This window comes from Cognatazoarcus halotolerans (genome assembly GCF_009800965.1).
In the GTDB taxonomy this organism is placed as follows: Bacteria; Pseudomonadota; Gammaproteobacteria; order Burkholderiales; family Rhodocyclaceae; genus Cognatazoarcus; species Cognatazoarcus halotolerans.
On sequence record NZ_WUAF01000003.1, the window covers coordinates 166,908 to 190,851 of the forward strand.

The window sequence follows — 23,944 nt, forward strand, 5'->3', positions numbered from 1 at the left end:
TCATGAATCGTCGTCACTGGATCGCCGGCATGGCCGGGCTTGCCGCCCTTGCCGGATTGCCCCTGTCGCGCGCGGCGGACGCGGCTTTCCCGCTTCAAAAGAGCCGCAAGGCCTGGGCGGCGCTGCTGCCGCCGGCCAGCTACCGGGTGCTCTTCGAGGAAGCCACCGAAGCGCCGGGCTCGAGTCCGCTCAACGACGAGAAGCGCGCGGGTACCTTCGTCTGTGCCGCGTGCTTCCTGCCGCTGTTCAGCAGTGCCAGCAAATACGACAGCGGCACCGGTTGGCCGAGCTTCTGGCAGCCGCTGCCCGACGCGGTGGGCACCAAGACCGATTTCAGGCTGATCCTGCCGCGTACCGAGTATCACTGCGCGCGCTGCGGCGGGCATCAGGGGCACGTCTTCGATGACGGCCCCCGACCGACCGGCAAGCGCTACTGCAACAACGGGGTGGCGCTCAATTTCGTGCCCGAGGGTGAGCCGCTGCCGGCACTGCGCAGTTGAGCGGGTGCCGGCCATGCGGCTTCAGGCCGCCTTGGCGGACTCGCTCTGAAAGTGGTGCAGGTCCATCTGTGGGAAGGGAATCGAGATGCCGTTCTCGTCAAAGGCGATCTTGATGTGTTCCTTGAGGTCGCACATGGTTGCGAAATAGTCGGCAGTCGCGACCCACGGGCGCACATGCAGATCCACGCTGCTGGCCCCCAGCTCGGCAACCGCGATGACCGGCGCGGGATCCTTCAGCAGCCGCGGCTCGGCCTGGAGCACGGATTCGATCACTGCCTTGGCCTTGCGGATGTCGTCGCCGTAGCCGATGCCGAAGACCAGATCGATGCGCCGCGTCGGGCGCGCCGAGTAGTTGGTGATCACGTCGGCGTAGATGGCACCGTTGGGAATCACGATCTCGCGGTTGTCGGGCGTGCGGAAGGTGGAGCTGAAGATGTTGATCTTCTCGACCACGCCCTGGGTTCCTGCCGCTTCGACGAAGTCCCCGGCGCGGAACGGGCGGAAGACGATGAGCATCACCCCGGCCGCGAAGTTCTTGAGCGAATCCTGCAGTGCCAGGCCGATCGCCAGGCCGGCGGCACCGATCAGCGCGACCAGCGAGGTGGTGTCCACGCCGAGGCGGTCGAGCGCGGCGATCACCACCACAAGCAGCAGCACCCCGTTGGCGATCGAGAGGATGAAGTTCTGCAGGATCTCGTCGAGCCCGGCACGCTCCAGCAGGCGGCGGATGATTGCGATCACGCCTTTCGCGATCCAGCGGCCGACCACGAAGACGGCCAGCGCGATGAGAATGTTGATGCCCCAGGGGAGCGCGTAATCATTGATCCATGCAGTGGATGCCATCTTGTCGAACATGTCTTTCCTGTTGGTTATTGAAGTTGTTGGGCGGCACACGCGTCGTCGTGGGCCGTGGCGATGCGCAGCTGCGCTGCGCGCCGTCCGCGCGGGACGGAACGGCCTCGCCCTTTCCTGACGCCTGCGGGTGGCGATGGTTCCGCAGTGCAGCAACCGAAGATGCGGCTATCGACGCATCAGCGTCGACTTTCCGAACATGCTCTCGATCAATTCCACCGCGACTTCGGCGGTCCGGTTGCGCACATCCAGGGCCGGGTTGAGCTCGACCACGTCGACTGAGGCGAGGCGTCCGGTGTCGGCGATCATTTCCATGCACAGCTGGGCTTCACGGTAGGTGGGGCCGCCCGGCACGGTGGTTCCGACGCCCGGCGCGATGTCCGGGTCGAGGAAGTCTACATCGAAGCTGACATGCAGGTGGGTGCGGCTGTCGACCAGCGCCAGCGACATCTCGACCGCATCGCGCATGCCCATCTCGTCGATGTAGCGCATGTCGAACACCTCGAGTCCGACATCGTGCACCAGTCGCTTCTCGTCGGGATCGACCGAGCGGATGCCGAGCTGGCGGATCTCGCCGGCCGAAATTGCGGGAGCGCTGCCGCCGAGGCGGGTGAGCGCGTCCGGGCCGTGACCGCACAGGCAGGCTACCGGCATGCCGTGGATATTGCCGCTGGGGGTGATCGCACTGCTGTTGAAATCGGCATGGGCGTCGAGCCACAGCACCCGCAGGCGCTTGCCCTGCCGACGGCAATGCTGCGCGACCGCGGTGATCGAGCCGATCGCCAGGCAATGGTCGCCACCGAGCAGGATCGGCAGGCGGTCGTGTTCGAGTTCGCGCGCCACCGCGGCGAACACAGCCTGGTTCCAGGCGGTCACCTCGGGCAGGTGCCGATAGCCCTGTTCCGGCGGCAGCCAGGGGTTGTGAGGGCCAACGAGATTGCCGGTATCGATCACGTCGAGCCCGCGCGCGCGCAGGCGGGCCTCAATGCCTGCCACGCGCAGTGCTTCGGGGCCCATCGAGGCGCCTCGGGCGCCCGCGCCGATATCGGTCGGCGCGCCGATCAGGCTGACAGTCGTGCGCATTGTGCGGCCTCCACGCTGGCGAACGCGGACGAGTGTGGCACAGAGTCGTGCCGCTGTTTAGTCACCGCCCTAAAGTCCACCGCTATCCTGCCGTTGGTGGCTCAGCGGGCCGCCCGGCCCGCGAAACTTCGAACGGCATGGCGGGTGCGGTGAATCTGAAGGCGGCGGTACATTCTTTCGTGCTGGATATCAGCAACGAGTTCCGGGAGGGCATGAATTGGCGTGCCCTCATCGTCACGCTCGCACTGCTCGCCGGTGCCGGCCTGCTGGCCTGGATGGCGGGCAGTGTCGACCCGCGTTATCACAGCTTCTGCAGCCGGCCCAGCGATACCGAGATCCTGATCTTCATGTCCGGCCTGCCCTTTCTTGCCGGCGCCGCGGTATGCGCGATCGGGGAACTCATGCTGTGGTCGCGGGAGCGCCGACGCGGCCAGCGGCGTGCGCTGCGCCACGCCTGGCGTGCGGCCACCTGCGGTAGCGTGGCGGTCCTGCTGGGCGCACTTGCCATCTGGCGGTTCAGTACGCTCTGTCTCTGATTTCCGGGCTGTGCCGGCGCATACGGCGGTCAGAAGCGCGATCGTTTCAGGCGCTGGTGCAGCGCTTGTAGCGCCTTGCGCAGGGCTTCCGGCTTGAAGGGCTTGAGGATGTAGCCCTGGACGCCGATCGCCATGAGCGTTTCGATCTTCGCGCGGTCCGCTTCGGCAGTCACCATGATGACCGGCGTGGTCGCACCGCGTGCACGCAGCTCGCGCACGAATTCCTCACCGTTCATGTTCGGCATGTTCCAGTCGCTCAAGATCGCGTCGAATCGCCTCATCGCCAGGGCCTGCAGGGCCTGTTCGCCGTTCGAGGCCTGGGTGACGTCGAAGTCGCAATCGCGCGCGATCGAGCTGACCACGCTGCGCATCACGTCCATGTCGTCAACCACCAGCAATTGTTTCATGTTGCGCTCCGGCGCCGGGTGCCAGGTTTGTCTGTGTCGGGGTTCGATGTCTGCGGCACGGCGGCGCCACGACGTTTGCTGCCGGCTCGCAAGGCGCGCCGGCCAATGCTTCATCTATCGGCACGTTCGGTGCCGCGCTTTAGACCGGCCTGCGATCGGGTATCCTCGGCGCTTTCCTGAAAACGGCCCGGGACGGCACCGGTGTGACCCAGCCAGCACTTCGTTCTCTTTCCGACCGGCTTCGCCAGATCGCGCTTTTCGAGCTGGGCGGCCTGTTCCTCATCACTCCGCCATTCACCTGGCTGAGCGGGGTACCGATGGAGCAGTCGGCCGGCCTGCTGGTGATGATGGCGATCATTGCCGCGCTCTGGAACGGCAGCTACAACACTGTCTTCGACTGGATCGAAGGGCGCCTCACCGGCCGCACCGCGGACCGGCGTCCATTGCGGATGAGGATCCTGCACGCGACCGGTTTCGAAGGCGGGCTGTTGCTCATGTCGCTGCCGGCGATCGCGTGGTGGACCGGAATGGGATGGATGGAGGCGCTGCTGGCCGATCTCGGCCTGAGCGCGGCCTATCTGCTCTACGCCTTCTGTTTCAACCTGCTTTACGACCGGCACTTCCCGATCGGCGCATGAACGGTCTTTTTTGGCCGATGTGCGGTATGTCGTGACGCATTTCCGCATTCCGTAGGCTGCGCCAGCGTGACAATTCGTCACACTGCAGGCCCCTTTTCCGCCTGCGGAAAGTACGGGGAGCAGTGTGGCGATAGCGGCGATGTGGCGAATACTTCTGGCGGGCGTGGCGACGATCGGCGTGGCCGGCTGCCTGCAGGGCGCGAATCCGCCGGAACATGAAGCATACCGTGCCGCTTCCATACCGGCGGCGGCGCGGGTCGCGCTGGTGCTCGGCGATGGCATGGCGCCTTATCTGGATGATATCGAGAAGGGCGCGCAGGCCGCTGCCCGGGAGAATCACGTCGAAGTGCTGCGGGTCGACGGCCGGGCCGATCCGTCCGGCGAGGTCGAGCGGCTCAGGCGCTCGGGAGCCGGCGCCATCGTCTTCGTTTCGGCGAGCAGTGCGGGGCACGAGTCACTGTTCGACATGGCGCGCCGGGCGGGCATTCCGCTCGTCGCGGTCGGCGCGGTGCCTGATCCCGCCGCGGCGCTGCCCTATGTCGCCGTCGATGACGAGCAATCCGCCTATCTGGCAGTCACGGCGCTGCTTGCGGGGGATGTGGATGGGTTGCAGGTGGCGGTGCTCGAGAGCGGTAGCGAAAGCATCCAGACCCGTGCGCGCCGGGCGGGCATCGATCGGGCGCTTGCCGAGCATGGCGAGGTACAGGTGCTCGCGCGGCAGAGAGCCAATGGCAGGATTGACCAGGCCTACGAAACCACCCGCCAGCTCTTTGCCGCCCATCCGCAGATCGACCTGGTGATCGGATCGAGCGACGCGATGGCGCTCGGCGCGCTCAAGTATCTGCGCGACAGCCGCAGGCCGCAGGTGCGGGTGGCGGGTTTTGGCGCGCTGCCCGAGGCGCGTGCGGCGCTGACCGGGGGCGGTTTCGCACTCACCGTCGATCCGCGCATCGAAAAGCAGGCCTATCTCGGCGTCGAATATGCGGCCCGCAGCCTGCGGGGCGGCGACGTGCCGCCCGTGACCCTGCTCGAAGCCGATCTGCTGCTGAGCCCCAGGCCGCGCCCCTGAGAGACTGCGGTTCCGGTTGATGCAATAGGCGGGTACCATCCGCACTCCGCGTAGCCCCGCCCCGACATCCAGTCATGCAGCAGATCCAGCGCGATTTTCCCCTCCAGGCACTCAACACCTTCGGCCTGCCCGCCCTTGCGGACCGTTACGTCGTGGTCGACTCGGTGGCCGGGTTGCAGGCACTTGTACGGGCCGGTGCGCTGGCCGGCACGGCCCAGCTGGTGCTCGGCGGCGGCAGCAACGTGATCTTCGGTGGCGACTTCAATGGCCTGGTGCTGAAGGTCGCCATCAAGGGCCGGCGGCTCGTGCGCGAGGACGACGAAGCGTGGTATGTCGAGGCGGGCGCGGGTGAGACCTGGCACGACTTCGTGCGGTGGACCCTGCAGCAGGGCTGGCCGGGCCTCGAGAACCTCTCCCTGATCCCCGGCACCGTGGGTGCCGCGCCGATCCAGAACATCGGTGCCTACGGGCTGGAGATGTGCGCGCGCTTCGAGTCGCTCGATGCGGTCGATCTAGGCAGCGGCGAGTCTCGCCACATGGACGCCCCGGCCTGCCGCTTCGGCTACCGAGACAGTGTCTTCAAGGGCGAAGCCGCCGGGCGTTATCTGATCACCTCGGTGGTGTTCCGCCTGCCCAAGAGCTGGCAACCGATCACCGGTTATGCCGATGTCGCGCGCGAGCTCGAAGCGCAGGGCATCGCCCAACCGGATGCGCTGCAGGTCTCCGATGCGGTAATCGCCATCCGCAGCCGCAAGCTGCCCGATCCGGCGGTGCTTGGCAATGCCGGCAGCTTCTTCAAGAATCCCGTGGTCGACATGCCCACTTTTGCGCGGCTCGAAGCCGCCCATCCCGGCCTGCCGCACTACGCCCAGCCCGATGGTCGCCAGAAGCTGGCCGCCGGCTGGCTGATCGAACAGGCCGGCTGGAAGGGCCGTGACCTGGGGCCCGTCGGTGCCTTCGAAAAGCAGGCGCTGGTCCTCGTGAATCGCGGCGGCGCACGGGGTGAGGATGTGCGGCGTATCGCCGAGGCGATACGCGCCGATGTGCGGGCACGGTTCGGAGTGGAGCTGGAGGCGGAACCGGTATTCGTGTGAGGCGCGTCGACACGCTGCCTGCCTTTGCGGCGGGCATCCCGTTGTCGGCACGGTGATGGCGCGTCGGGCTGGCAGGCGTACGCCAGCGGGCGATCGCCTGTCCGGGCGCGTCGCGCGTTGCGTGGTTTCAGTCAGCGGCGAGGCGCACCGTCACGCGGCGGTTGCGGGCACGCCCCGCGGAACTGGCGTTGTCTGCCACCGGTTGGCTTGCGCCCCGACCGACCGCCTCGAGGCGTCTTTCGTCGGCGCCGTGGCGCACAAGCTCGGCGAGCACCGCGCGTGCACGCGCGGCCGACAGGGCGGAATTCGCAGCCACGCTGCCGCGCGCGTCGGTATGGCCCTCGATGATCAGGCGCCGCTGGGGCTCGGCCGCATGGAAGGCCAGGATTTCCTGCAGCGCCGGGCCGCTCTCGTGACGCAAGGTGGCGCTGGCGAAGTCGAAATAGATGCCGTACACGTCCACCTTGCCGTCCCTCCTGAGGGCAGCGGCAAGACCCGCGGGTCGCGAACCGTCGTCGTAGGCGGCAAAGGCGGCAAGCTCGGTCCAGGTGTCGTTGCCCCAGTTGCCGGTGATCACGAACTTGAGCCAGCGGGCTTCCACGGGCGCGATCTGCACTGCCTGGTCGTTGCGGTTGCGCTCCAGCTCGAAGGAGGCCACCCGGGTGAGCCGATCCGGGCGTTCGCTTCCAACCCAGACCTCCACATGTCGCGCGGCGATTCCCGGGTAGGCCATCTCGTCGTTGAGCGCATTGTTGAAGACCAGGGTGGTGAGCCACTGCCTGCGCCGGAACTCGAACAGCACCCAGTGAGGGAAGGGGGCCTGGTCGGCGCTGCACCACACGAAATCGTTGAGGTCGACACCGGCCTGCTCGAGAAGCGCACGTGGAGGCAGCAGCACGTCGAGATCGGCGCCGCCGGCGGCGGAACTGAAGCCCGCCACCCGCGCGCCCGACTCCTGCACGAGCAGGTTGGGCGGCGTCCCGGCACGAGCGACAAGGGCCAGCATCACGGCCGCGAGGCCTGCGAGCCGCCTCATCGCGCGGCGCATGTGCGTCTCGCGCCCGTGACGCGTGCCGACCGGCCAACCCGGCCGAGCGCTGCGAGGCCGCCCAGCAGCAGGGCCAGCGAACCCGGTTCCGGTACCGAGGTGGGCGGATCCTGCGCTTCGGGCAGTACGGCGCCGGCGCGGACCTCGAAGACGTAGCGCCCCATGACCCCGGAGTTCCGGGAATTGTGGATCAGGCCGGTGTCCTGGTTGGTGTCGAGCAGCGCGCCGTGGACTCCCGAGCCCTCGAACTCGAAGGCCTGGCCGGTCAGCGGGTTGACCCATCCCACCCTTGCCACATCGGGTGTCCGGTCGGGGTCCCACCAGGCGGCGTCCGAGGTGTCCCAGCCGATGTGGTCGTAGTTGAACTCGAAATCGAAGGCGCCCGCGCCCGCGTCGAGGCGCTCGGTGATGATCAGCTGGAAGCTGTTGGTGAGCTCGGGCCGGTTGTTGTAGGCACGCACCTCCAGCCACTGCGCACCGAGCACGCGGCGCCCGTCGAGCTCGTCGAAACCCCACTGGATGACCCCGCCGTGGCGGTTGTCGACGTTCGCAAAGAAGGGTGCGAGCATCGGGGTGATCTGGGTCAATTGGTTGAAGTTGATCGGCCACAGGTTGCCGTGGGAGATCACCCCGTTGCTGTTTACCGACAGGCTCTGCGCCTGGGTGCCGAGGAAGTTCAGCGGAAAGCTCGCGAAGCTCCCCGAATTGTTGTCATCGAATGGCATGAGGGTGTGGTCCACGAACAGGGCGGTGTCGCGGATGGCGCCGGCCGAGACCGTGGCGGAGGCGAGGCCGAGCGTGGCCGCGAGCAGGACTTGCTTGATTCGGACGTTCATGACGAGTAGGCGTTCGGTTTAGGTGATTGGGGAGGCGCACTCAGTTGCGTGCCAGGGCCCCTGACGGGCTGCGGGGCGTGAAATCGACATAGGGTGTGCGTACCGCTCCGCCGGGCGGCACGTAGGCGGGCACAGCCTGGCCGGCCGGCCCAAGACCGCGGATGAAGCGATACACCGCCACGAGGTCGGCATCGGTCATCGCCCGCAGGCTGGGCGAAGGCATTGGCGGGCGCAGTGGCGTACGCGCGAGCGCAAGCCAGGCAGCCTCGTCCAGCGTCGCTGCGCTGGCGCGCAGGTTGCCCGCGTAGGTGGTGCCCCACGGCCCCTGGAAACCGACATTGCTCCCGGTGAGCCACTCCGCTTCGGGAAGCGCTCCGCCGGATTCTGCATAGCCCGGGCTGTGACAGTCGTTGCAGCCGCCGACGGCGATCAGGTAGCGACCGCGTGCATGCTCGGTCGTGGCGGCCGGGTCCGCGGCGAAAGCGGTGTGGGTGATGAGGAGGCCGGCGAGAAGCGCCGTTGCGGATCGTGCGTTCATGAATTCGTCCCTTGGCTGGTCTTCGAGGAGGACTCCTGCCCGGTTCCGGAAGGTGTCCATGTCTGGTGTGCACAGACTAGGGAGGAGGCGGCTTGCGGGCATCGCCCATAAGAGCCACGAGGCGTGCCGCTGCGGGCCACGCCGAAGTGCCGCGAAGGCGGTCGAACTTGGTCACACCGGCGCCGGCGATGCGCGGTAATCTTTCGATCTGGAGCCATTCTTCGACAGAACCCGCCGCATGCCGACGCTCGACTACGCCGCCTTCGCCCGTGCCAAGATCCAGCAGCCGCGCCTGCGCATCGAGCAACTCGAGCGGCCTGCGCTAGAGCAGCGTCTCGAACACGCGCTCGGCGCGCGCGCATTGGTGCTCGTCAGCGCACCCGCGGGCTATGGCAAGACCGTTCTGGTGAGCAGAGTGCTTGGCCGCTGCGCCTTGCGCCACGCGGTGGCGTGGGTGAGCGCCGACGAGGACGACGATCTCCAGCGTCTGGTGCACGCCCTGGTGATCGCGCTCGAGCCCTACGACCTGCCCTGGCGGATGGCGCCGGAAGCTCTCGGCACCCTCGCCGCCGCCGGCCAGCGCCAGTCTCTCGATGTGCTTCACGATGCGCTGGCAGGCGCCGAGATCGGTCGCGGCGTGATCGTCATCGAGGACGCCCATCGCCTCGGCGACCCGTCGATCTTCGAGTGGCTTGATCGGCTCGTCGAACGTTTGCCGGCCAACTGGAGCGTGGCGCTCACTTCGCGCGTGGATCCGCCGCTGTCGCTCGCGCGCTTGAGGGCGCGCGGCGAGCTTGCGGAATTCCGCGCCGAGGACCTGCGCTTTTCCCGCGACGAGGCTGAGGCCCTGGCCGCCACCCTGGCGCCCGAGGCCGGTCAGCGCGTCGTTGCGCTGTGGCAGCGCACCCACGGTTGGCCTGCCGGCCTGCATCTGGCCCTGCGCGCGGGAACGGCGGGCAGTGGCTGGAGCGGCGACCGCCACACTTTCGACTATCTTGCGAGCGAAGTGCTGGCCGACATGCCGCCCGGCCTGCAGGTTTTTCTGCAGCGTTGCGCGGTGCTGCCGGAGCTCACCGCGGGCCGTTGTGCGGCGGTGAGCGGTGACGGCGAAGCGGTACATTGGCTCGACGAGATCGAGCGGCGCGCGCTCTTCGTCACGGCGCTCGAGAGCGGCGAGCGTACGCTGCGGCTCCACGACCTGTTCCGCGATTTTCTCGAGGAGCGCCTGCAGCGCTACCACGCTGCGGAGCTGCCGGCGCTGTTGCGTCGTGCCGCTGAAACCGAACCCGATCCGGTGCGCAAGGTGGGTTACCTGCTGCGTGCCGGCGATCTCGCCGCCGCCGAACGAGCCCTCGCCTCGGCCGCTCCCGTGATGCTGCTGGAGGGTGCGGCCGCCCAGGTGCTGCGCCTCATCGAGCTCTTTCCCGGCGCCCGCCGCGAATCCTCGGCCACTCTCGCCTATGCGCATGGTCTGTGCGCGTGGCCCAACTTCGACTGGGTAACCCTGCAGCGCACCATGCGCATGGCCGCCGACGGCTTCGAGCGCAGTGGCGAGACCGCGCAAGCGCTGCAGGCGCGCGCCTTCGAGACCATGGCCCTGCTCAACCTGGGACGGCTCGACGAGGCTGCCGTCCGGCTCGCCGCGCTCCCGCCGCATCCCGATGATCCCGAGCTGGGCGCCTTCGCCGAGTTGCTCCGGTACTGGGACAGCGGCGCCCGCGGTCCCATGGAGGGCCCGGCGCGCCACCTCTCGCGCATGATCGACCGGCTCGAACAGCATCCCAGTGCGGAACTGTGGCTGCGTTGCCTGCCGCATTTCCTGTTCCTCGGCCATCCCGGCGTGAGCGCGCAGATGGCGCGCTACGTGGCGCACGCGCTGGCTCTCGCCGGAGAGACCCATCCGCAGCTGCGAGCCGGCGCCAACACGCTCAAGGCCTGGCTGGCGATGTGGGATGCCCGCCTCGATGACGCCGAGGCGCTGCTGCGCGAGGCCGAGGCCGACGCCGAGTGGCTTGGTCGTCCCAACAACCTGCACCACGCGATCACCGTGGTCCATGGCGTGATCCACGGGCTGCGTGCCGAGCGCGAGGCGCGTGACGAAGCCGTGCGGACCCTTGCCGCGGTGGACACCGATGGCGAGCGGCGCCGCACCTGGCAGGGCATTTATCTCTACCAGGTGAGCCGCTGGTATCTGGTCAGCGATGACTGGTCGGCCATCGGCATGCTGCGGGGCCAGCTCAATGCCAAGAGCACCGATGGCGAATGGCCCTACGTGGCGGTGGCGCGGGCCGCCCTGAACGGTCTCTGGGCCCTCAACGAAGACGATTCCAGCGGTGCGCTCGAGATCATTGCGCCCTGGCTCGACGCTGCGGATCGCTACGACATCACCGCCACCCGCAGCAATGTGCGTCTCACCGCGGCGCTGGCGATGGCGCGCCTCGGGCGGCTTGCCGAGGCCTGGGACACCGCCGCGCCCGCCATCGCGCTGTCGCGCCAGCCCGGGGAGAAGCTCTCGCTCATGTTATGTGGTGCAGCCATGTTGCGGGCCTTCGCCGATCAGCCCTGGGGGGCCCTGGCGCCCGCCGAGGACCTGGCCTGGGTGCGCTCACTGGCCGAACTGGGGCTCGCGCTGCGCCGTGCGGCACCCGCCCCGGCGGCGGGGGTGCGCACTACTCTCAGCGAACGCGAATGCGAAGTGCTCGACCACATCGCGGCCGGTCACAGCAACAAGCTGATCGCCCGCGCGCTCGCACTCTCACCCCACACCGTGAAGCGGCACGTGGCCAACATCCTCACCAAACTGGGGCTCGAAACCCGAGGCCAGGCCGCCGCCTGGTGGCACGCGCAGCACAACGCCGACCCGCCACGCGTGCCCGTCATTCCCTGACGAAATCCCAGTCCACGCCGAGATCCCTGGCGGCGCAGCTCCAGCTCCCGGACAGGTGGTCGGGATTCGTGTGGTAGAGCAGGTCCCCGCCCGACGGACAGGTTCGCGAGTCTACCCAGGCCGCTACCGTCGAGGCGGGGATGGTGACCGACTGGCCACTGCACTCGAGCGTAAGCGTCGCGCCTTCGGCCGGTTCCACATAGAAGAAGTAGGCGTTCTGATAGGGTGGGCTCGCCAGATCGTTGAACACCGACATGCGCGTCGCGGGCGAATCGGCACTGCCCGCCGAGACCGCAATCGAGAATGGCAGGGGTGCGCAACCCGACATCGTGAGCGTGCCCTGCAACACACCGCTGCCGGTGTAGTCGCTCACATCCACCTGCTCGTCGGCAATGTTCCAGTTGATCGTGGCGGTCGCATCCAGATCGCTGCGACGAATACGCGCGCTGCCGCTGTAGCTGCGGCCATCACCGATGATGGTGAGGTTGGATACCAGCGTGGTCCGCTTGCTCGATCCCAGGTGCTGAAAGTCCACACTGACCGCCACGACGGCCGGATCGGGCTTGACGTCCGGGGCCAGATACTCGAGATCCGTGTTGCTGACGGCATTCACGAGGTCGATCAGGCCCACCGAGCCGTTGCCCCACTTGATGCCATTCACCGACCAGCCGTCGCCGCCGTAGAGCATGTAGTCATCGTCATCGATCGGGCGGCAGCCCGGAAGGAGAACGTGCACGTCGACATCGTCCACGAGCGGCGCGACGCACTCGAGCACTCGCAGGCGCAGCGACTCGCCCACCTTCACGCCCGCTTCGGGCGGTGACAGCAGCAGGCGGGCGATCAAGGACCAGTCGCTGAAATGGGCGGTCTGCACCGATACCGTCCCTGCCTGAGGATCGAGTGTCGGCGTGCCCGCGACTTGCCAGATGCCGTCAGCCCGCTGGTAGAGAGGCATCAGCTGATCGGCTGAGCTACCAGCCACGTCCGCGGCACCATAGTGGAAGCTTAGCGTGACCGGCAGTGCAAAGTTTTCGCCGTGGGGCGACAGGCGGTAGGCGGTGCCATTGCCCTGCCGGGTCATGTCGCTGATCGGCTCGATGCTCACGGTGGTGTCCGTCGTGAGCGCTCCCGCAGGTATCTGGATGGACAGGCGGCCATCGGGTGACGCCAGGCTGCCTCCGGCGGCACCGATCACCGTGCTGCTGGCTTCCCCGAGGCTCTGGCCGACAGCGGTAGCGCCGGGCGGCTGCGGTCCGTTCCCCCCGCCCAAGGCTGCATCCTTGCCACCCCCGCCGCCGCACGCCGCAAGCAGCATTGCGCCTGCAAGCATGGCGCCGCGCCACATCGTTCTCTTCATGTGCATTTCTCCTGATCTTCAAGATTGACGAACGAAAGGCGCAGGCAGAAAAGCGCCTTCCGGTGATGATCAAGAGTCGCTCGATCCACCCCTCGGCGACATCGCCCGATGGAGCCATCCGCATGGCCCGCGGCGGGCCATGCGGCGGAAACGCGGAGCCCGCTGAGGAGGGCGAACGGATCGGCCGATAACGAGACTCCGGTTTCCGCAGGTGTTGTTGCGCGTCATTCACGACGGGACAGCGATCGGCTCGGCATGACGGGCGGGGCGGACAGGGCTTGAGCACGGGGTCGGAAGAGGGGCTGCATTGAACGGTGTCCAGCGGCTGAATGCTGGCGTGCGCTGCGTATGCGAGTTAGATTTTCGAGGTGTCGGGTCCGGGCCACAGAACCGGATTCCGTTCATGACCCAGCTGTACTGCAAAAGCCATGGAGGTCACGGGAAAATCATGCAGAAACTCATCGTGTCGGCAATATTCGGCGTCCTCGTCTTGCAAGGCGGCAAATACTGGGAAGCCGGGGGCCATCAGGCCGCAGCCGCGGTTGAGGTGGCCGAGCGTGCGGAGGCTCCGCGGTCCCGGCCTCGGCCGCTCGATCCGCCGCCGCAGTCTGAGAGCCGTAAACGCTTCCGCTGCGATGGTCGCCAGTATTGCTCGCAGATGCATTCGTGCGAGGAGGCCACCTTCTTTCTCCGGAATTGCCCCAGCGTGAAGATGGACGGCGACCACGACGGCGTGCCTTGTGAAAAGCAGTGGTGTAACTGAGTTCGGCCTGCCCGAGGGCGCGAGTGGCTGGCCGCTCGCGACGCACGGTGATTTTCGAACGCGGTGAACCGGGAAAGAGCGCGACCCGACCGCCGGGCCTGCCGGAAGCGTTCAGGGCCGCTCGCCGCCCTCTTCCCGCGGCGCGACCGACAGGCACGCCATGATTCCCGTGGCGATCCCGTCCGCCATGCGGGCGCGGCGGGCGGGGTCCGTCAGGGCCAGCTCCTCGTCACGGTTCTTGATCACCCCGGCTTCGAACAGCAGCGCCGGCAGCGCCGTGCGGTAGAGGACCACCAGGTTGTCGTAGTAGTGCACCGCCAGCTGCTGGTCGGCCCACGGGCGACGGCGGGCGTTCTTGTCGGTGGGGACGAAGCCCATGTGCTGCAGGCGGGCGCCGATGCTGCGGGCGCATAGCAGGCTGCGCGGCAGGTCGGGGTTGTCGCGCGAGACGAATAGCGAGTGGCCTTGCCACACGTCAGAGTAGGTCTGCGGCTCACCGTTCCAGGTCCACGGCTCGAGTTCGGATTCACTGACCGAGTCGTGATGGATCGAGACGAAAAGGTCGACCTCGCCGGCTGCCTCGGGACGTGCGGCAAGCGAGGGGATGAGGCCGTCGTCGTTGATCAGGGTGACGACCGCTCCACGCGCATGCAGGGCATCGACCAGATCGTGGGCGAGATCGCGGTTGAACTCGAATTCGGCCCGCCCGCGGGCGCTGGTTGCGCCCCCCGCTGCCTGGGTGTGGCCGATGTCCACCGCGACCCGCGGGACTGGCGCGGCGCAAAGGGCAGGCGCCCCCCAGAGCGCGGCGGCGAGGGCCAGTGTCGGGAGCAAAGCGTTCATGGGCCAGAGTCTAGCCGGTTTCGGTCGCGGCTCGTCGGTACAGGCTGTGACGCCGATTGGCGCTATTGCGGTAGCGCGGCCGCACCGCTCACGCCGGCGCGCAGGGCTTGCTCCCGGATCGAGCGTGCCGCGGCCGGGTTTGTCGCCCGCAGCCGCGCGTAGGGTACTGCGGCGCTTTGCGCATCGCCTTGCATCAGCCAGCCCATGGTCTGCAGGGCGAGCGCGCCGGGATGGTTCGGACTGCGTTTGAGCACGAGGCCGCTATGCTCGCGTGCCTTGGCGGGCTGACGGGTGGCGAGGCAGGACTGGGCCAGGTAGAGACGCGCGTCCATTGCATCGGGATTCAGTGAGAGCGCTTTTTCGAGCGCCTCGATCGCGCGGCCGTATTGACGCCTGTTCATCTGTGTCTGGCCGAGGTTGACCCAGGCGTTGATCGAATCGGGGTCGAGGCGCACTGCGGTCTCCAGCGCCTGTGCCGATTCATCGAGACGGCCGAGGCGCATCAGGGCGTAGCCCTTGCTGCTGCGCACTACGGCATTCGAGGGTTCGATGGCTTCGGCGCGGAGGAGGTAGGCGAGCGCGCCTTCGATATCGCCCCGGTTGCCGACGGCTTTTGCGAGCGACAGCAACAGGGGCGTATTGGCGGCATCCATCCGTTCCGCCCGCTTGAGGGTCGCGATGCCTTCGTCGGTCCCGCCGGTGGCGATGAGGGCCTCGCCGAGACTGGTCAGATCGGATACGTTCGCCGGCCCCAGGCTTTCGAGCTTGCGATAGTTCGAGACTGCGCCGGCAAAGTCGTTCTGGCGCATGCTGGCGATTGCCAGAACGCGCCAACCGGCCTGCTGCTGCGGCGACAGCGCGGTGGCTCGGCGGCCGTCCGAGATTGCCGCGTCAATGCGGCCGAGCGCCAGCCGCACCAGGCCGCGATTGGCGATGTGCGACGTATTTTCGCGCTCCAGTGCGATTGCCTTGTCGAAGGCGCGCTCGGCCTCTTCATCACGCTTGCTGTGATTGAGGACCTCGCCGAGCAGGGCCCAGCCGGTCGCGTGATCGGGGCGCAGCGCAACCGCCTTGCGGGCCGCGTCCTCGGCTGCGCGCAAGCGGCCGCCGGCCAGTTCGCTGGCGGCGATGTGCTCCCAGGTGGGCGCCTGCGACGATGGCGGCGCATTGGCAATGGTTGCGCGCGCGCTGTCGCCAGCGCCTTGCTGCGCCTGCAGTTCGGCCAGACGTAAGCGCAGGGCATCTTCGGTTGCACCCAGCTCGAGCGCGATTGCGAATGCCCGCGTGGCGGCTGCGCGGTTGCCGAGCGCGTCTTCCACGCGGCCCAGCAGGCCCCAGCCGTTCTGATTCAAAGGATCCAGGCGGGGGCTCTCGAGCGCTTCGCTACGGGCCTCGTCGTATCGCTTGGCGTGCAGCAGCCATTCCGCGCGCAGGCGGTGTGCCCCGGCGTTGGCCGGGTATCCGTTGCGTGCGCGCTGGATCAGTGTCTCTGCACCGGCAAGGTCACCGCGGGCATGTCGCAGGATTGCCTTCTGACCCAGCGCGAGCACATGGTAGGGGTCCCTGGCGAGCGCCTCATCGACGGCTTCTTCGGCTTCATCGCTACGGTTCGTCTCGGTGAGCGCCATGGCGAGGTTGAAATGGGCGAGGGCGGAATCAGCTTGCTCGGAGATCCAGCGACGGCTGAGTTCTTCGAGCCCGTGCCAGTCTTTGGCCGCGGCCAGTCGCAGGGCCTCTTGCGGGCGGTCGGGTTCGGCTTCGGGAATGGTGATTGCGGGGCGGCTGGAAGACGGGCGGTCGAGCAGTGCGTCGATGCGGTCGGTACCGATCGCGAGACTCAATCGCTGGCCGGTTCCCAGGCTGGCCGCGGTGATACCGACGAGCCTGCCCGACAGATCGAACAGGCCTCCGCCGCTCGAGCCGGGCGAGACGGGGGCCGAGGTGATGAAGCGCGATTGGCCGCTCTGCCCGGGGGTGGCGACGGCGATGCCCGAGCTGGCGGCGAGCCCGAAGCCGAGCGGGTTGCCAACCGCCACGACGGGCTCGCCCACGGCGAGTTCGGAGAGCTTGCGCCGCGGTGCCGGGCGCGTGGCGAGTCCGTCGACCTGCAGCAGGCAGAGGTCGATTGATTCGTCTTCTCCGTGTCGCTGTGCGGGCAACGGGGCGGCGCCCGAATCCGCCTCGATGCGGGCGCCATCGCGGATCACATGGCAGTTGGTGGCCAGCAGGCGGGGCGCCACCACGACAGCGCTTCCCTGGCCCAGCTCGTGGTCGGTCTCGTCGAACACGCGAATCGTGACGACGCCCGGCGCGACGAGCGCATAGATCGCATCGGGACCCGCGGGATCGGCCGCCCCGGCCGCCGGTCCGGGGAGGAGGCCAGGCAGCGCGAAGGCGAGCAGGTGGGCGAATGCCAGGCGCTTCATTGCGGCAACGCCTGGTAGAGCGTCATGAGGCCGGTGCAGGACTCGTCCGCCTTCGCGGCGTCGACTTCGCGCATCGTGACGCAGGCCTTGCGTACCCCGTCGCGGTCTCCGGCCGCATGGAGGGCTTCGATCAGGGCGCCCCACACCTTGGTCTGTCGCGGGTCGAATTGAAGGGATTTGCGCAGCGCCGGAATCGCCTCGGCCTGCCGGTCGAGGATGGCCAGCACGAAGCCGTGCTGTCGCCAGGCATTGACGTCTGCGGCCTGGCGCACGATCAGGTCGGAGGTGATCACGAGCGCTTCCTGCGGACGACCGCCGTCCTTGAGATGGACCGCCTGCCAGAAACGAGCCTGATCGTTTTCCGGCTGCAGCGCCACGGCCGCGCCCGCGGCCTGGATCGCCTGCGGCCAACGCTGCTGTTTGGCGTAGAGGATCGACAGGGTGAGCAGCGCGTCCGCGCGTTGGCCCGCGTCGCCGGCGTTGGCGCCCGCATCGCGGAGCAGGGCGACGGCGTCGCGGGTTCGGCCGAGACGCTGCAGGGTCAGGGCCCGCAGGCGAATCGCGGCGGGCGTGCCAGCGATGGCTTCGGGGAGCCGCGCGAGGTTGCGCCAGGCACGCTGTGGTTGATCCGCCTTCAGAAGCGCTTCGACGAGTGCCAGGCGGACCCGGGGGTCCTCGGGCAGCAGGCCGCCAATGCGCGCCCAGATGTGAACCGCCGCATCATGGTCGCCGCGCTGGCCGGCAAGCGCAGCGAGCCCTGCCCATGCACCGATCTGCCATGGATCGCGCTCGACCACCTGACGATACGCGGCTTCGGCCTCGTTCGTGCGACCGGCTGCGGCGAGCATGCCGGCGTGAAGTTGCAGCAGATCGGCGTCGCCGTCGTTTCCGGCGAGCGCTGCGGTGCTGGTCGCGAGTGCCTCGTCGCGCCGTTGCTGACGCAGCAGGCTGACCACCAGGCCGGCAAGGGCTGGTCGTGAGTCGGGTTGCAGGGCGAGCAGTTTCCGCCACCGGATCTCGGCGTTCGGCCAGTCGCCACGCTCTGCGGCAGCGCGAGCGTGGAAGGCGCATGCCTGTGTGGAACGCGGGTCGGCGGCGGTCCATTCCGCGCTCATGGCTTCAAGTGCATCCCAGTTGCCGTTGCGGATGAACTCTCCCGCGCGGCTGCTGCGCGCGTGGTCGGCGGCGCGGGCCGCAGCGCGCGATTCCAGGCCCGAGAGCAGCGTAACCGGTTGTGCGAAGCTTACGTTGTGCCCCCCGTACGAGGGGTCGTCGATGATACCGATGAGCCGCCCATGCTCGTCCACCAGTGCGCCACCCGCAGCGCTTCGGGTGAGTGGTGCGGTGAACTGGATCGAAGGGCCGTCGCGGCCATGGCGGATGCCGGCTATGACGCCGTCGGCAATGCCGACTCCGAAGTCCTGCGTGCTGGCGATCGCATAGACCCGGCTGCCGGCGCCGGCCAGAAGGGGGGTGTCGATGGCCAACGGGGTGGCGCCCGCTGTGCTGTCGGCTTCGAGCAGGCACAGTCGATGTTCGTCGTCACGGGCGAGCAATTGCACCGCGCGCATGCCGGCGGCGCCTTCGAGCTGAAGCCGTACCGCGTTCTCCAGGCCTTCGCATTGCGTGATCAGCCGCGTGGCGGTGACCTGCACCGCGCTGCGTCGCGTGATCGTGTTTCCGTCCGCGTCCAGCAACTCGAGCGGGAACACTGCCGGTGCGATGCGGGCGTGGATCTCGGCTGCGGTCATTGCGTTAGCCAATGGCGCGCTGGCGAGCAAGCATAGGCTTGCCAGGAGTTTGATGAGACGGCCCATCGTCGTCGGCTCCGTTGCTGTGGAGGGGGGGGCGCTCCGCGGTTGCGCCCGCTTCGATGCGATTCGACAGGCCGGGCTGGAATGGAGCGGAGCGTACCCGGGAACGCCGTGCCAGTAAATATCCCAAACGGATTTCTTGGCGGGGTGCAGTGCGTTGCGTTTGCCGCCGCCGGCAGGCTGCGTCGTGGCGCTGTTCAGGACTGCCCGGTGAAGCCGAGCCGTCGCGAGATCTCGCGCGCGCAGGCGAGCAGCTTGCTGGCGGTGGGGCTGTCCCATTCGGTTTCGAAGGTGCCGGCAGGCCCCATCGCGGTAATGCACAGGGCGATGTTGCCGCCGCTGTCGAACACCGGCGCGGAGAAGGCGTTGATGCCGGGGATCGGGTTGCCGAGGGCGCGGGCGAGGCCGTGGTGGCGGACTTCGTCGAGCATCTCGTCGGCGAGCTTGCGCGAGGGGCGCGGCGTGGGCTGGTCGACGAGGACCAGCCTGGCGAGCTCGCCCTCGATGATCGGCCGGGTGATGCGGTCCGGCAGGAAGGCGGCGAAGAGGCGGCCGGTGGCGGAAGCCATGAGGGGTGTCATGACGGTGCCGGGGCGCATGTTCACATGGATCGGCTTGCTGCATTCCTCGATCCGTACCACCGTCGGGCCGTGGTTGCCCCACACTGCGACGGCGATGTTGAGCTGGATCTCGTCGGCCAGCGGCGCGATCTCGGCCAGGGCCACGCGTAGCGGGTCGAGGCCATGCAGGGCGGCGAGGCCCATCTGCAGCGCGAAGGGACCGAGGCCGTAGCGGCCGGTGAGCGCGTCCTGCTCGATCAGCCCGAGCTTGCCGAAGCTCACCAGGTAAGGGTGGGCCTTGGCGGGCGGCATGCCGGCTTCGCGCGCCAGATCGCGCAGCATCATCGGCGCGCCATTGCGCACCAGCGCCTGCAGCAGGTTGCCGCCTACCTCGATCGACTGGATGCCCCGACGGTCCTTTTCCACAGCGCTCATTGATGTCCCCTTTCGGCGGGCGATGTTAGCAGGTTCGCGGTCACGAAAGGCTGGTCAGGGTTCAGGATAAAAATTAATCAATAGCAAATAGATTGACCAATAACGAATTCGTAGCTAGGATACACCTCAACTCGGCGCGGTCGAGTTGGCATCGCAGCCGTCCCGCCGGTCCCCGCACAGATGAATTCAGGAGCACGCACATGAGCAAAGCCTTTGCCTCGCAGGCCGATCTGGAAGAAAAGAAGACCACTTTCGAACAGCTCTCCGAGCACTGCTGGGCCTACACCGCCGGGGGTGATCCCAACACCGGGGTGATCATCACCGACGAGGCCGTGCTGATCTGCGACACCCTGGCAACGCCGCTGATGGCGCAGAACCTCATCGCCGAGATCCGCAAGATCAGCCAGGCGCCGATCAAGTACGTGGTGCTGTCGCACTACCACGCGGTTCGCGTGCTTGGTGCCTCGGGCTACAAGGCCGAAGGCATGGAGCAGATCATCGCCAGCCAGGGCACCTACGAGATGATCGTCGAGCGCGGCGAACAGGACATGCGCTCCGAGTACGAGCGTTTCCCGCGGCTGTTCCAGAACTTCGAGTCGGTGCCTGGCCTGACCTGGCCGACGATGGTGTTCAAGGAAGAGATGACGCTGTGGATGGGCAAGCTGGAGGTGAAGGTGATGCACCTCGGGCCCGGCCACACCAAGGGCGACACGGTGGTGTGGGTGCCGGCCGAGAAGGTGTTGTTCTCGGGCGATCTGGTCGAATGCGACGCGGCCTGCTACACCGGCGATGCCCAGCTCGAGGAATGGCCGGCAACGCTCGACGCGATTGCTGCGCTGGGGGCCGAAAAGCTGGTCCCGGGCCGCGGCCCGGCCCTGACCAGCCCGCAGAAGGTCGCCGAAGGCCTGGCCTACACCCGCGACTTCGTCACCACCTTGTTTGCCTCGGCTCGCGAAGCGGTGGCGCAGAACATGGATCTCAAGGCGGCGATGGCGCATGCGCGCAGGAACATGGACCCCAAGTTCGGCCAGGTCTTCATCTACGAGCACTGCCTGCCCTTCGACGTCACCCGCGCGGTCGACGAGGCCAGCGGCATCAAGCACCCGCGCATCTGGACCGCGCAGCGTGACAAGGAGATGTGGCACGCGCTGCAGGAAGGCTGACGCAACCCCCCGACAGCGATGACGGCGGCGGCCCGCGGGGCGCCGCCTGGGAATGCACAGAGAACCAGCCGGCAAGTCCCCACAAGACCGGCGGTCCGCTACCAAAGTCCAAAGGAGGACACGTCGTGTTGAGTACCTATCAGTATCCGAAATTCGAGTACCGGCGGCCGCCGGAGCTGTCCGACGAGACCGGTGCCGGCACCGGGCATTATCCGGTGGTGGTGGTCGGAGCGGGCCCGGTGGGCCTAGCCGCGGCCATCGACCTGGCCCAGCAGGGGCAGCAGGTGCTGCTGATCGACAACGACGACACCGTGTCGATCGGTTCGCGCGGGGTGTGCTATGCCAAGCGCACGCTCGAAGTGCTGGACAGGCTCGGCTGCGGTGACGAGATGGTGGACAAGGGCGTCACCTGGAACGTCGGTCGCACCTTCTTCCGTGAAGAGGAGGTGTACAACTTCAATCTCTGTCCGCAGCCCGATCATCACCGTCCGGGCATGATCAACCTGCAGCAGTATTACCTCGAAGACTACCTGGTGCGCCGGGCGCGCCAGCTGCCCGGGCTCGAGATGCGCTGGAAGAGCAGCGTGGTCTCGGTGCAGCCGGGGGCGGAGCTGGTGACGCTTCAGGTCGAGGCGCCGGACGGCATGTACCAGATCGAGACCGACTGGCTGGTGGTGGCCGACGGCGCCCGCAGCCCGATCCGCACCATGCTGGGGCTGGACATCGAAGGCAAGATCTTCATGGACCGCTTCCTGATCGCCGATGTGGTGATGAAGGCCGATTTCCCGACCGAGCGCTGGTTCTGGTTCGATCCGCCCTTCCACCGCAACCAGTCGGTGCTGCTGCACCGCCAGGCCGACAACGTCTTCCGCATCGATTTCCAGCTCGGCTGGGATGCCGACCCGCAGGAAGAGAAAAAGCCGGAGAAGGTCATCCCGCGCATCAAGGCGATGCTCGGCGACGATCGTGAGTTCGAGCTCGAGTGGGTCAGCGTGTATACCTTCCAGTGCCGTCGCATGCACGAATTCCGCCACGGGCGCGTACTGTTCGTGGGTGATGCGGCGCATCAGGTGTCACCTTTCGGTGCGCGCGGTGCCAACTCGGGCATCCAGGACACCGACAACCTGGTGTGGAAGCTCAAGCTGGTGATGGACGGCAAGGCGCCGGCATCGCTGCTCGACAGCTACTCGCGCGAGCGCGTCTTCGCCGCGGACGAGAACATCATGAACTCGACCCGCTCGACCGATTTCATCACCCCCAAGAGCACCACCAGCAAGACCTTCCGCAATGCCGTTCTGGGCCTCGCCGAGCACTATCCCTTTGCGCGCGCGCTGGTCAATTCCGGCCGGCTTTCGGTGCCGGCCTACCTCACCGAATCGACGCTCAACACGCCGGATACGGACGATTTTGCCGGCGACATGGTGCCGGGCGCACCGATGGACGACGCGCCGGTGGAAGCCGCCGGCGGGGAGCGCTGGCTGCTGAAGGCGGTCGGCAACGCCTTCCAGCTGCTGTATTTCGCCGACGATGCCTCGGCAATCGATGCTGCGCAGGCGCAGGCGCTGGCCGGGCTGGCCGACGCGCCGATCCCGGTGCAGGCCATCGTGGTGGCACGCGGCGGCGTCGCGCCGACCGGGCTGGCCAGCGTGTTCGACAGCAAGGGGCGCGTCGCCGAGCGCTATGACGCGCGCGTCGGCACCTGCTACCTGATCCGCCCCGACCAGCACGTCGCCGCCCGCTGGCGCAGCTTCGACGCGGGTCGCATCGCCGCCGCCCTTGCCGTGGCCACCTGCAACGCCTGAGGAGAACACCATGTCACTGATCACCACCAACAACTTCTCCGAACCCGGCAAGCGCTACTTCCAGACCTTCAGTCCGGGCGATGACTTCTACGAGTCGCTCATCGACATGCATCGAGATCTCTCGGACGAGCAGTCGGCCATGGTCAATGCGCGGCTGATCCTGCTCCTCGCCAATCACGTCGGCGACATCTCGGTGCTGCGCGAGGCGATGAAGATCGCCTGCGAAGGGGTGTAGCGGGGGCCCGCGTGGCGGGCGGCGGGCGCCCACTATTCGCCGAAGCCCGCATGCTCGGCCACGTAGCGAAAAAGGAAGTCCCGGAAGCTCTGCGCCGCCGGCGAAAGCGAACGATTATTCCGTGTGAATACGTAGAAGCGTCGGGTGACCTGCGGATCGACGAGTGGGCGCATCTCGAGGCGGTACAGCCTCACCAGCGAAGCGGCGTAGGTGATGCAGATCGTCACGCCGAGGCCGGCATTCACCATCGACAGCGCGGTGGACATGAAGGCCACCGAGGTGTGCGGCTCGAGCGCGCGGCTGCGGGGCGCGCTGCCGAGGTCGACCGCGAGGCGTTCGGTGAACTGGCCTTGCAGGGTGATCAGCGGGTGCTCGGCGAGATCCGCCCAGCTCACCTCGTGCTGCCCGGCGAGCGCATGGCCGGGCGGAAAGACCGCCACGAAGGGCAGTTCGAACAGGGTCGTGGCGGTGATCTCGGAGTTCGAATCCCGCTCCGGTCCGACCCCGAAATCAACTTCGCCGGAGAAGACGCGGGACACCACGCTCTCCACCGCGCAGTCCACCAGGCGGATCTCGATCTCGGGGTGCGCCACCCCGTAGGCGGCGATCACTTCCGGCAGCAGGGTCGAGGCCATCAGCTGCGGCGCGGCGATTCGCACCAGACCCTTGCGCAGCGCCTTGAGCTTGGATACCTCGTCGAGCACGCCGTCGAGGTCGTCGAGGATCTTGTCGATCAGCGGATAGATGTTGCGTCCCACTTCGGAGAGCTGGATGCGCCGGGTGCTGCGGTCGAACAGCCGCAGGCCGAGCGCCTGTTCGAGCTCCTTGATCAGGCCGGAGAGGGCCGACTGGGTGATGAACAGGCTTTCGGCGGCGAGGGTGAAGCTGCCGGTACGCGATACGGCAATGAAGGCGCGCAGCTGCTTGAGGGTGATATTCATCTGAAAATCCGATAAATCGATCGTAAAAAGTCGTTTGTATGATAGATCCGTTTGCGCTGTAATGAATCCATCAGCGGTGCGTCAAGGCCGCCGGCACCTGCCCGGCAAGGGCAGCGA

General features: G+C 67.5%; 22 protein-coding genes. 10 read left to right on the forward strand and 12 right to left on the reverse strand.

Going from position 1 to position 23,944, the window contains the following annotated elements; translation table 11 throughout:
- Positions 1-2 precede the first annotated feature (2 nt).
- On the forward strand, positions 3-500 hold the full coding sequence (gene msrB / locus GQB03_RS05725) for a peptide-methionine (R)-S-oxide reductase MsrB (RefSeq protein WP_159685877.1): 498 nt from the start codon (positions 3-5) through the stop codon (positions 498-500).
- Positions 501-521: 21 nt separating this feature from the next.
- On the opposite strand, the gene GQB03_RS05730 is transcribed toward msrB, so the two are convergent.
- Both GQB03_RS05730 and rocF read right to left on the reverse strand, forming a co-directional pair.
- Positions 522-1,355 (reverse strand): mechanosensitive ion channel family protein, encoded by an 834-nt coding sequence (locus GQB03_RS05730; protein WP_159685880.1) that lies wholly within the window; start codon positions 1,353-1,355, stop codon positions 522-524.
- A gap of 165 nt (positions 1,356-1,520) precedes the next feature.
- Positions 1,521-2,435: an arginase gene (rocF, locus tag GQB03_RS05735; RefSeq protein ID WP_159685882.1), complete on the reverse strand. Its 915-nt coding sequence runs from the start codon at positions 2,433-2,435 to the stop codon at positions 1,521-1,523.
- Positions 2,436-2,584: 149 nt separating this feature from the next.
- On the opposite strand from rocF, the gene GQB03_RS05740 reads away from it, so the two are divergent.
- Positions 2,585-2,971 (forward strand): hypothetical protein, encoded by a 387-nt coding sequence (locus GQB03_RS05740; protein WP_159685885.1) that lies wholly within the window; start codon positions 2,585-2,587, stop codon positions 2,969-2,971.
- A gap of 29 nt (positions 2,972-3,000) precedes the next feature.
- Here GQB03_RS05740 and GQB03_RS05745 read toward each other — a convergent pair whose 3' ends face one another.
- Entirely contained in the window at positions 3,001-3,378 is a 378-nt protein-coding gene (locus tag GQB03_RS05745; protein WP_159685887.1) for a response regulator, read from the reverse strand.
- A 203-nt stretch (positions 3,379-3,581) separates the two neighbouring features.
- Here GQB03_RS05745 and GQB03_RS05750 point away from each other — a divergent pair, with 203 nt between their 5' ends.
- The 3 genes from GQB03_RS05750 to murB all read left to right on the forward strand — a co-directional run bounded on the left by GQB03_RS05750 (position 3,582) and on the right by murB (position 6,179).
- Complete coding sequence (locus tag GQB03_RS05750; RefSeq protein WP_159685890.1) at positions 3,582-4,016, forward strand: PACE efflux transporter; 435 nt, start codon at positions 3,582-3,584, stop codon at positions 4,014-4,016.
- Between the two features lie 139 nt (positions 4,017-4,155).
- Complete coding sequence (locus tag GQB03_RS05755) at positions 4,156-5,085, forward strand: sugar ABC transporter substrate-binding protein (RefSeq protein WP_159685892.1); 930 nt, start codon at positions 4,156-4,158, stop codon at positions 5,083-5,085.
- Positions 5,086-5,159: 74 nt separating this feature from the next.
- Complete coding sequence (murB, locus tag GQB03_RS05760) at positions 5,160-6,179, forward strand: UDP-N-acetylmuramate dehydrogenase (RefSeq protein ID WP_159685895.1); 1,020 nt, start codon at positions 5,160-5,162, stop codon at positions 6,177-6,179.
- A 127-nt stretch (positions 6,180-6,306) separates the two neighbouring features.
- Here murB and GQB03_RS05765 read toward each other — a convergent pair whose 3' ends face one another.
- Genes GQB03_RS05765 through GQB03_RS05775 form a run of 3 tightly spaced genes read right to left on the reverse strand, consistent with a single transcriptional unit; the run spans position 6,307 to position 8,601 of the window.
- Positions 6,307-7,227, reverse strand: coding sequence for an OmpA family protein (locus GQB03_RS05765; RefSeq protein WP_159685897.1), 921 nt, complete (start codon positions 7,225-7,227; stop codon positions 6,307-6,309).
- The gene (locus GQB03_RS05770; RefSeq protein WP_159685899.1) at positions 7,212-8,063 is read right to left on the reverse strand and encodes a nidogen-like domain-containing protein; all 852 of its coding nucleotides are present in this window, start codon (positions 8,061-8,063) and stop codon (positions 7,212-7,214) included. The genes GQB03_RS05765 and GQB03_RS05770 overlap by 16 nt, the downstream gene beginning before the upstream one ends.
- 40 nt (positions 8,064-8,103) lie before the next feature.
- Entirely contained in the window at positions 8,104-8,601 is a 498-nt protein-coding gene (locus tag GQB03_RS05775) for a cytochrome C (protein ID WP_159685901.1), read from the reverse strand.
- A gap of 238 nt (positions 8,602-8,839) precedes the next feature.
- Between GQB03_RS05775 and GQB03_RS23155 the strand changes: the two genes are divergently transcribed.
- Entirely contained in the window at positions 8,840-11,488 is a 2,649-nt protein-coding gene (locus tag GQB03_RS23155; RefSeq protein ID WP_159685903.1) for a LuxR C-terminal-related transcriptional regulator, read from the forward strand.
- Here the strand turns inward: GQB03_RS23155 and GQB03_RS05785 are convergent.
- A complete protein-coding gene (locus GQB03_RS05785) occupies positions 11,478-12,845 on the reverse strand; it encodes a hypothetical protein (protein WP_159685905.1) in 1,368 nt (455 codons plus the stop codon). The two genes, GQB03_RS23155 and GQB03_RS05785, sit on opposite strands and share 11 nt — an antisense overlap.
- A 403-nt stretch (positions 12,846-13,248) precedes the next feature.
- Between GQB03_RS05785 and GQB03_RS05790 the strand changes: the two genes are divergently transcribed.
- Positions 13,249-13,608 carry an excalibur calcium-binding domain-containing protein gene (locus GQB03_RS05790; RefSeq protein WP_200832124.1) on the forward strand — a complete coding sequence of 120 codons (360 nt, stop codon included), beginning with the start codon at positions 13,249-13,251 and terminating at the stop codon, positions 13,606-13,608.
- Between the two features lie 111 nt (positions 13,609-13,719).
- On the opposite strand, the gene GQB03_RS05795 is transcribed toward GQB03_RS05790, so the two are convergent.
- From GQB03_RS05795 to GQB03_RS05810, 4 genes are all read right to left on the reverse strand, one after another.
- Positions 13,720-14,451: an N-acetylmuramoyl-L-alanine amidase family protein gene (locus GQB03_RS05795; RefSeq protein ID WP_159685907.1), complete on the reverse strand. Its 732-nt coding sequence runs from the start codon at positions 14,449-14,451 to the stop codon at positions 13,720-13,722.
- 62 nt (positions 14,452-14,513) lie between these two features.
- Complete coding sequence (locus GQB03_RS05800; protein ID WP_159685909.1) at positions 14,514-16,877, reverse strand: serine protease; 2,364 nt, start codon at positions 16,875-16,877, stop codon at positions 14,514-14,516.
- Positions 16,874-18,694, reverse strand: coding sequence for a serine protease (locus GQB03_RS05805; RefSeq protein ID WP_159685911.1), 1,821 nt, complete (start codon positions 18,692-18,694; stop codon positions 16,874-16,876). The genes GQB03_RS05800 and GQB03_RS05805 overlap by 4 nt, the downstream gene beginning before the upstream one ends.
- 194 nt (positions 18,695-18,888) lie before the next feature.
- Complete coding sequence (locus tag GQB03_RS05810) at positions 18,889-19,686, reverse strand: IclR family transcriptional regulator (protein WP_159685914.1); 798 nt, start codon at positions 19,684-19,686, stop codon at positions 18,889-18,891.
- Between the two features lie 200 nt (positions 19,687-19,886).
- Between GQB03_RS05810 and GQB03_RS05815 the strand changes: the two genes are divergently transcribed.
- The 3 genes from GQB03_RS05815 to GQB03_RS05825 all read left to right on the forward strand — a co-directional run bounded on the left by GQB03_RS05815 (position 19,887) and on the right by GQB03_RS05825 (position 22,886).
- Positions 19,887-20,849 (forward strand): MBL fold metallo-hydrolase, encoded by a 963-nt coding sequence (locus GQB03_RS05815; RefSeq protein ID WP_159685917.1) that lies wholly within the window; start codon positions 19,887-19,889, stop codon positions 20,847-20,849.
- A gap of 125 nt (positions 20,850-20,974) precedes the next feature.
- Positions 20,975-22,651 carry an FAD-dependent oxidoreductase gene (locus tag GQB03_RS05820; RefSeq protein ID WP_159685920.1) on the forward strand — a complete coding sequence of 559 codons (1,677 nt, stop codon included), beginning with the start codon at positions 20,975-20,977 and terminating at the stop codon, positions 22,649-22,651.
- Positions 22,652-22,661: 10 nt separating this feature from the next.
- Entirely contained in the window at positions 22,662-22,886 is a 225-nt protein-coding gene (locus tag GQB03_RS05825; RefSeq protein WP_159685923.1) for a DUF2783 domain-containing protein, read from the forward strand.
- A 32-nt stretch (positions 22,887-22,918) separates the two neighbouring features.
- Here the strand turns inward: GQB03_RS05825 and GQB03_RS05830 are convergent, their stop codons facing one another.
- Positions 22,919-23,827: a LysR family transcriptional regulator gene (locus GQB03_RS05830; RefSeq protein WP_159685926.1), complete on the reverse strand. Its 909-nt coding sequence runs from the start codon at positions 23,825-23,827 to the stop codon at positions 22,919-22,921.
- Positions 23,828-23,944 lie beyond the last annotated feature (117 nt).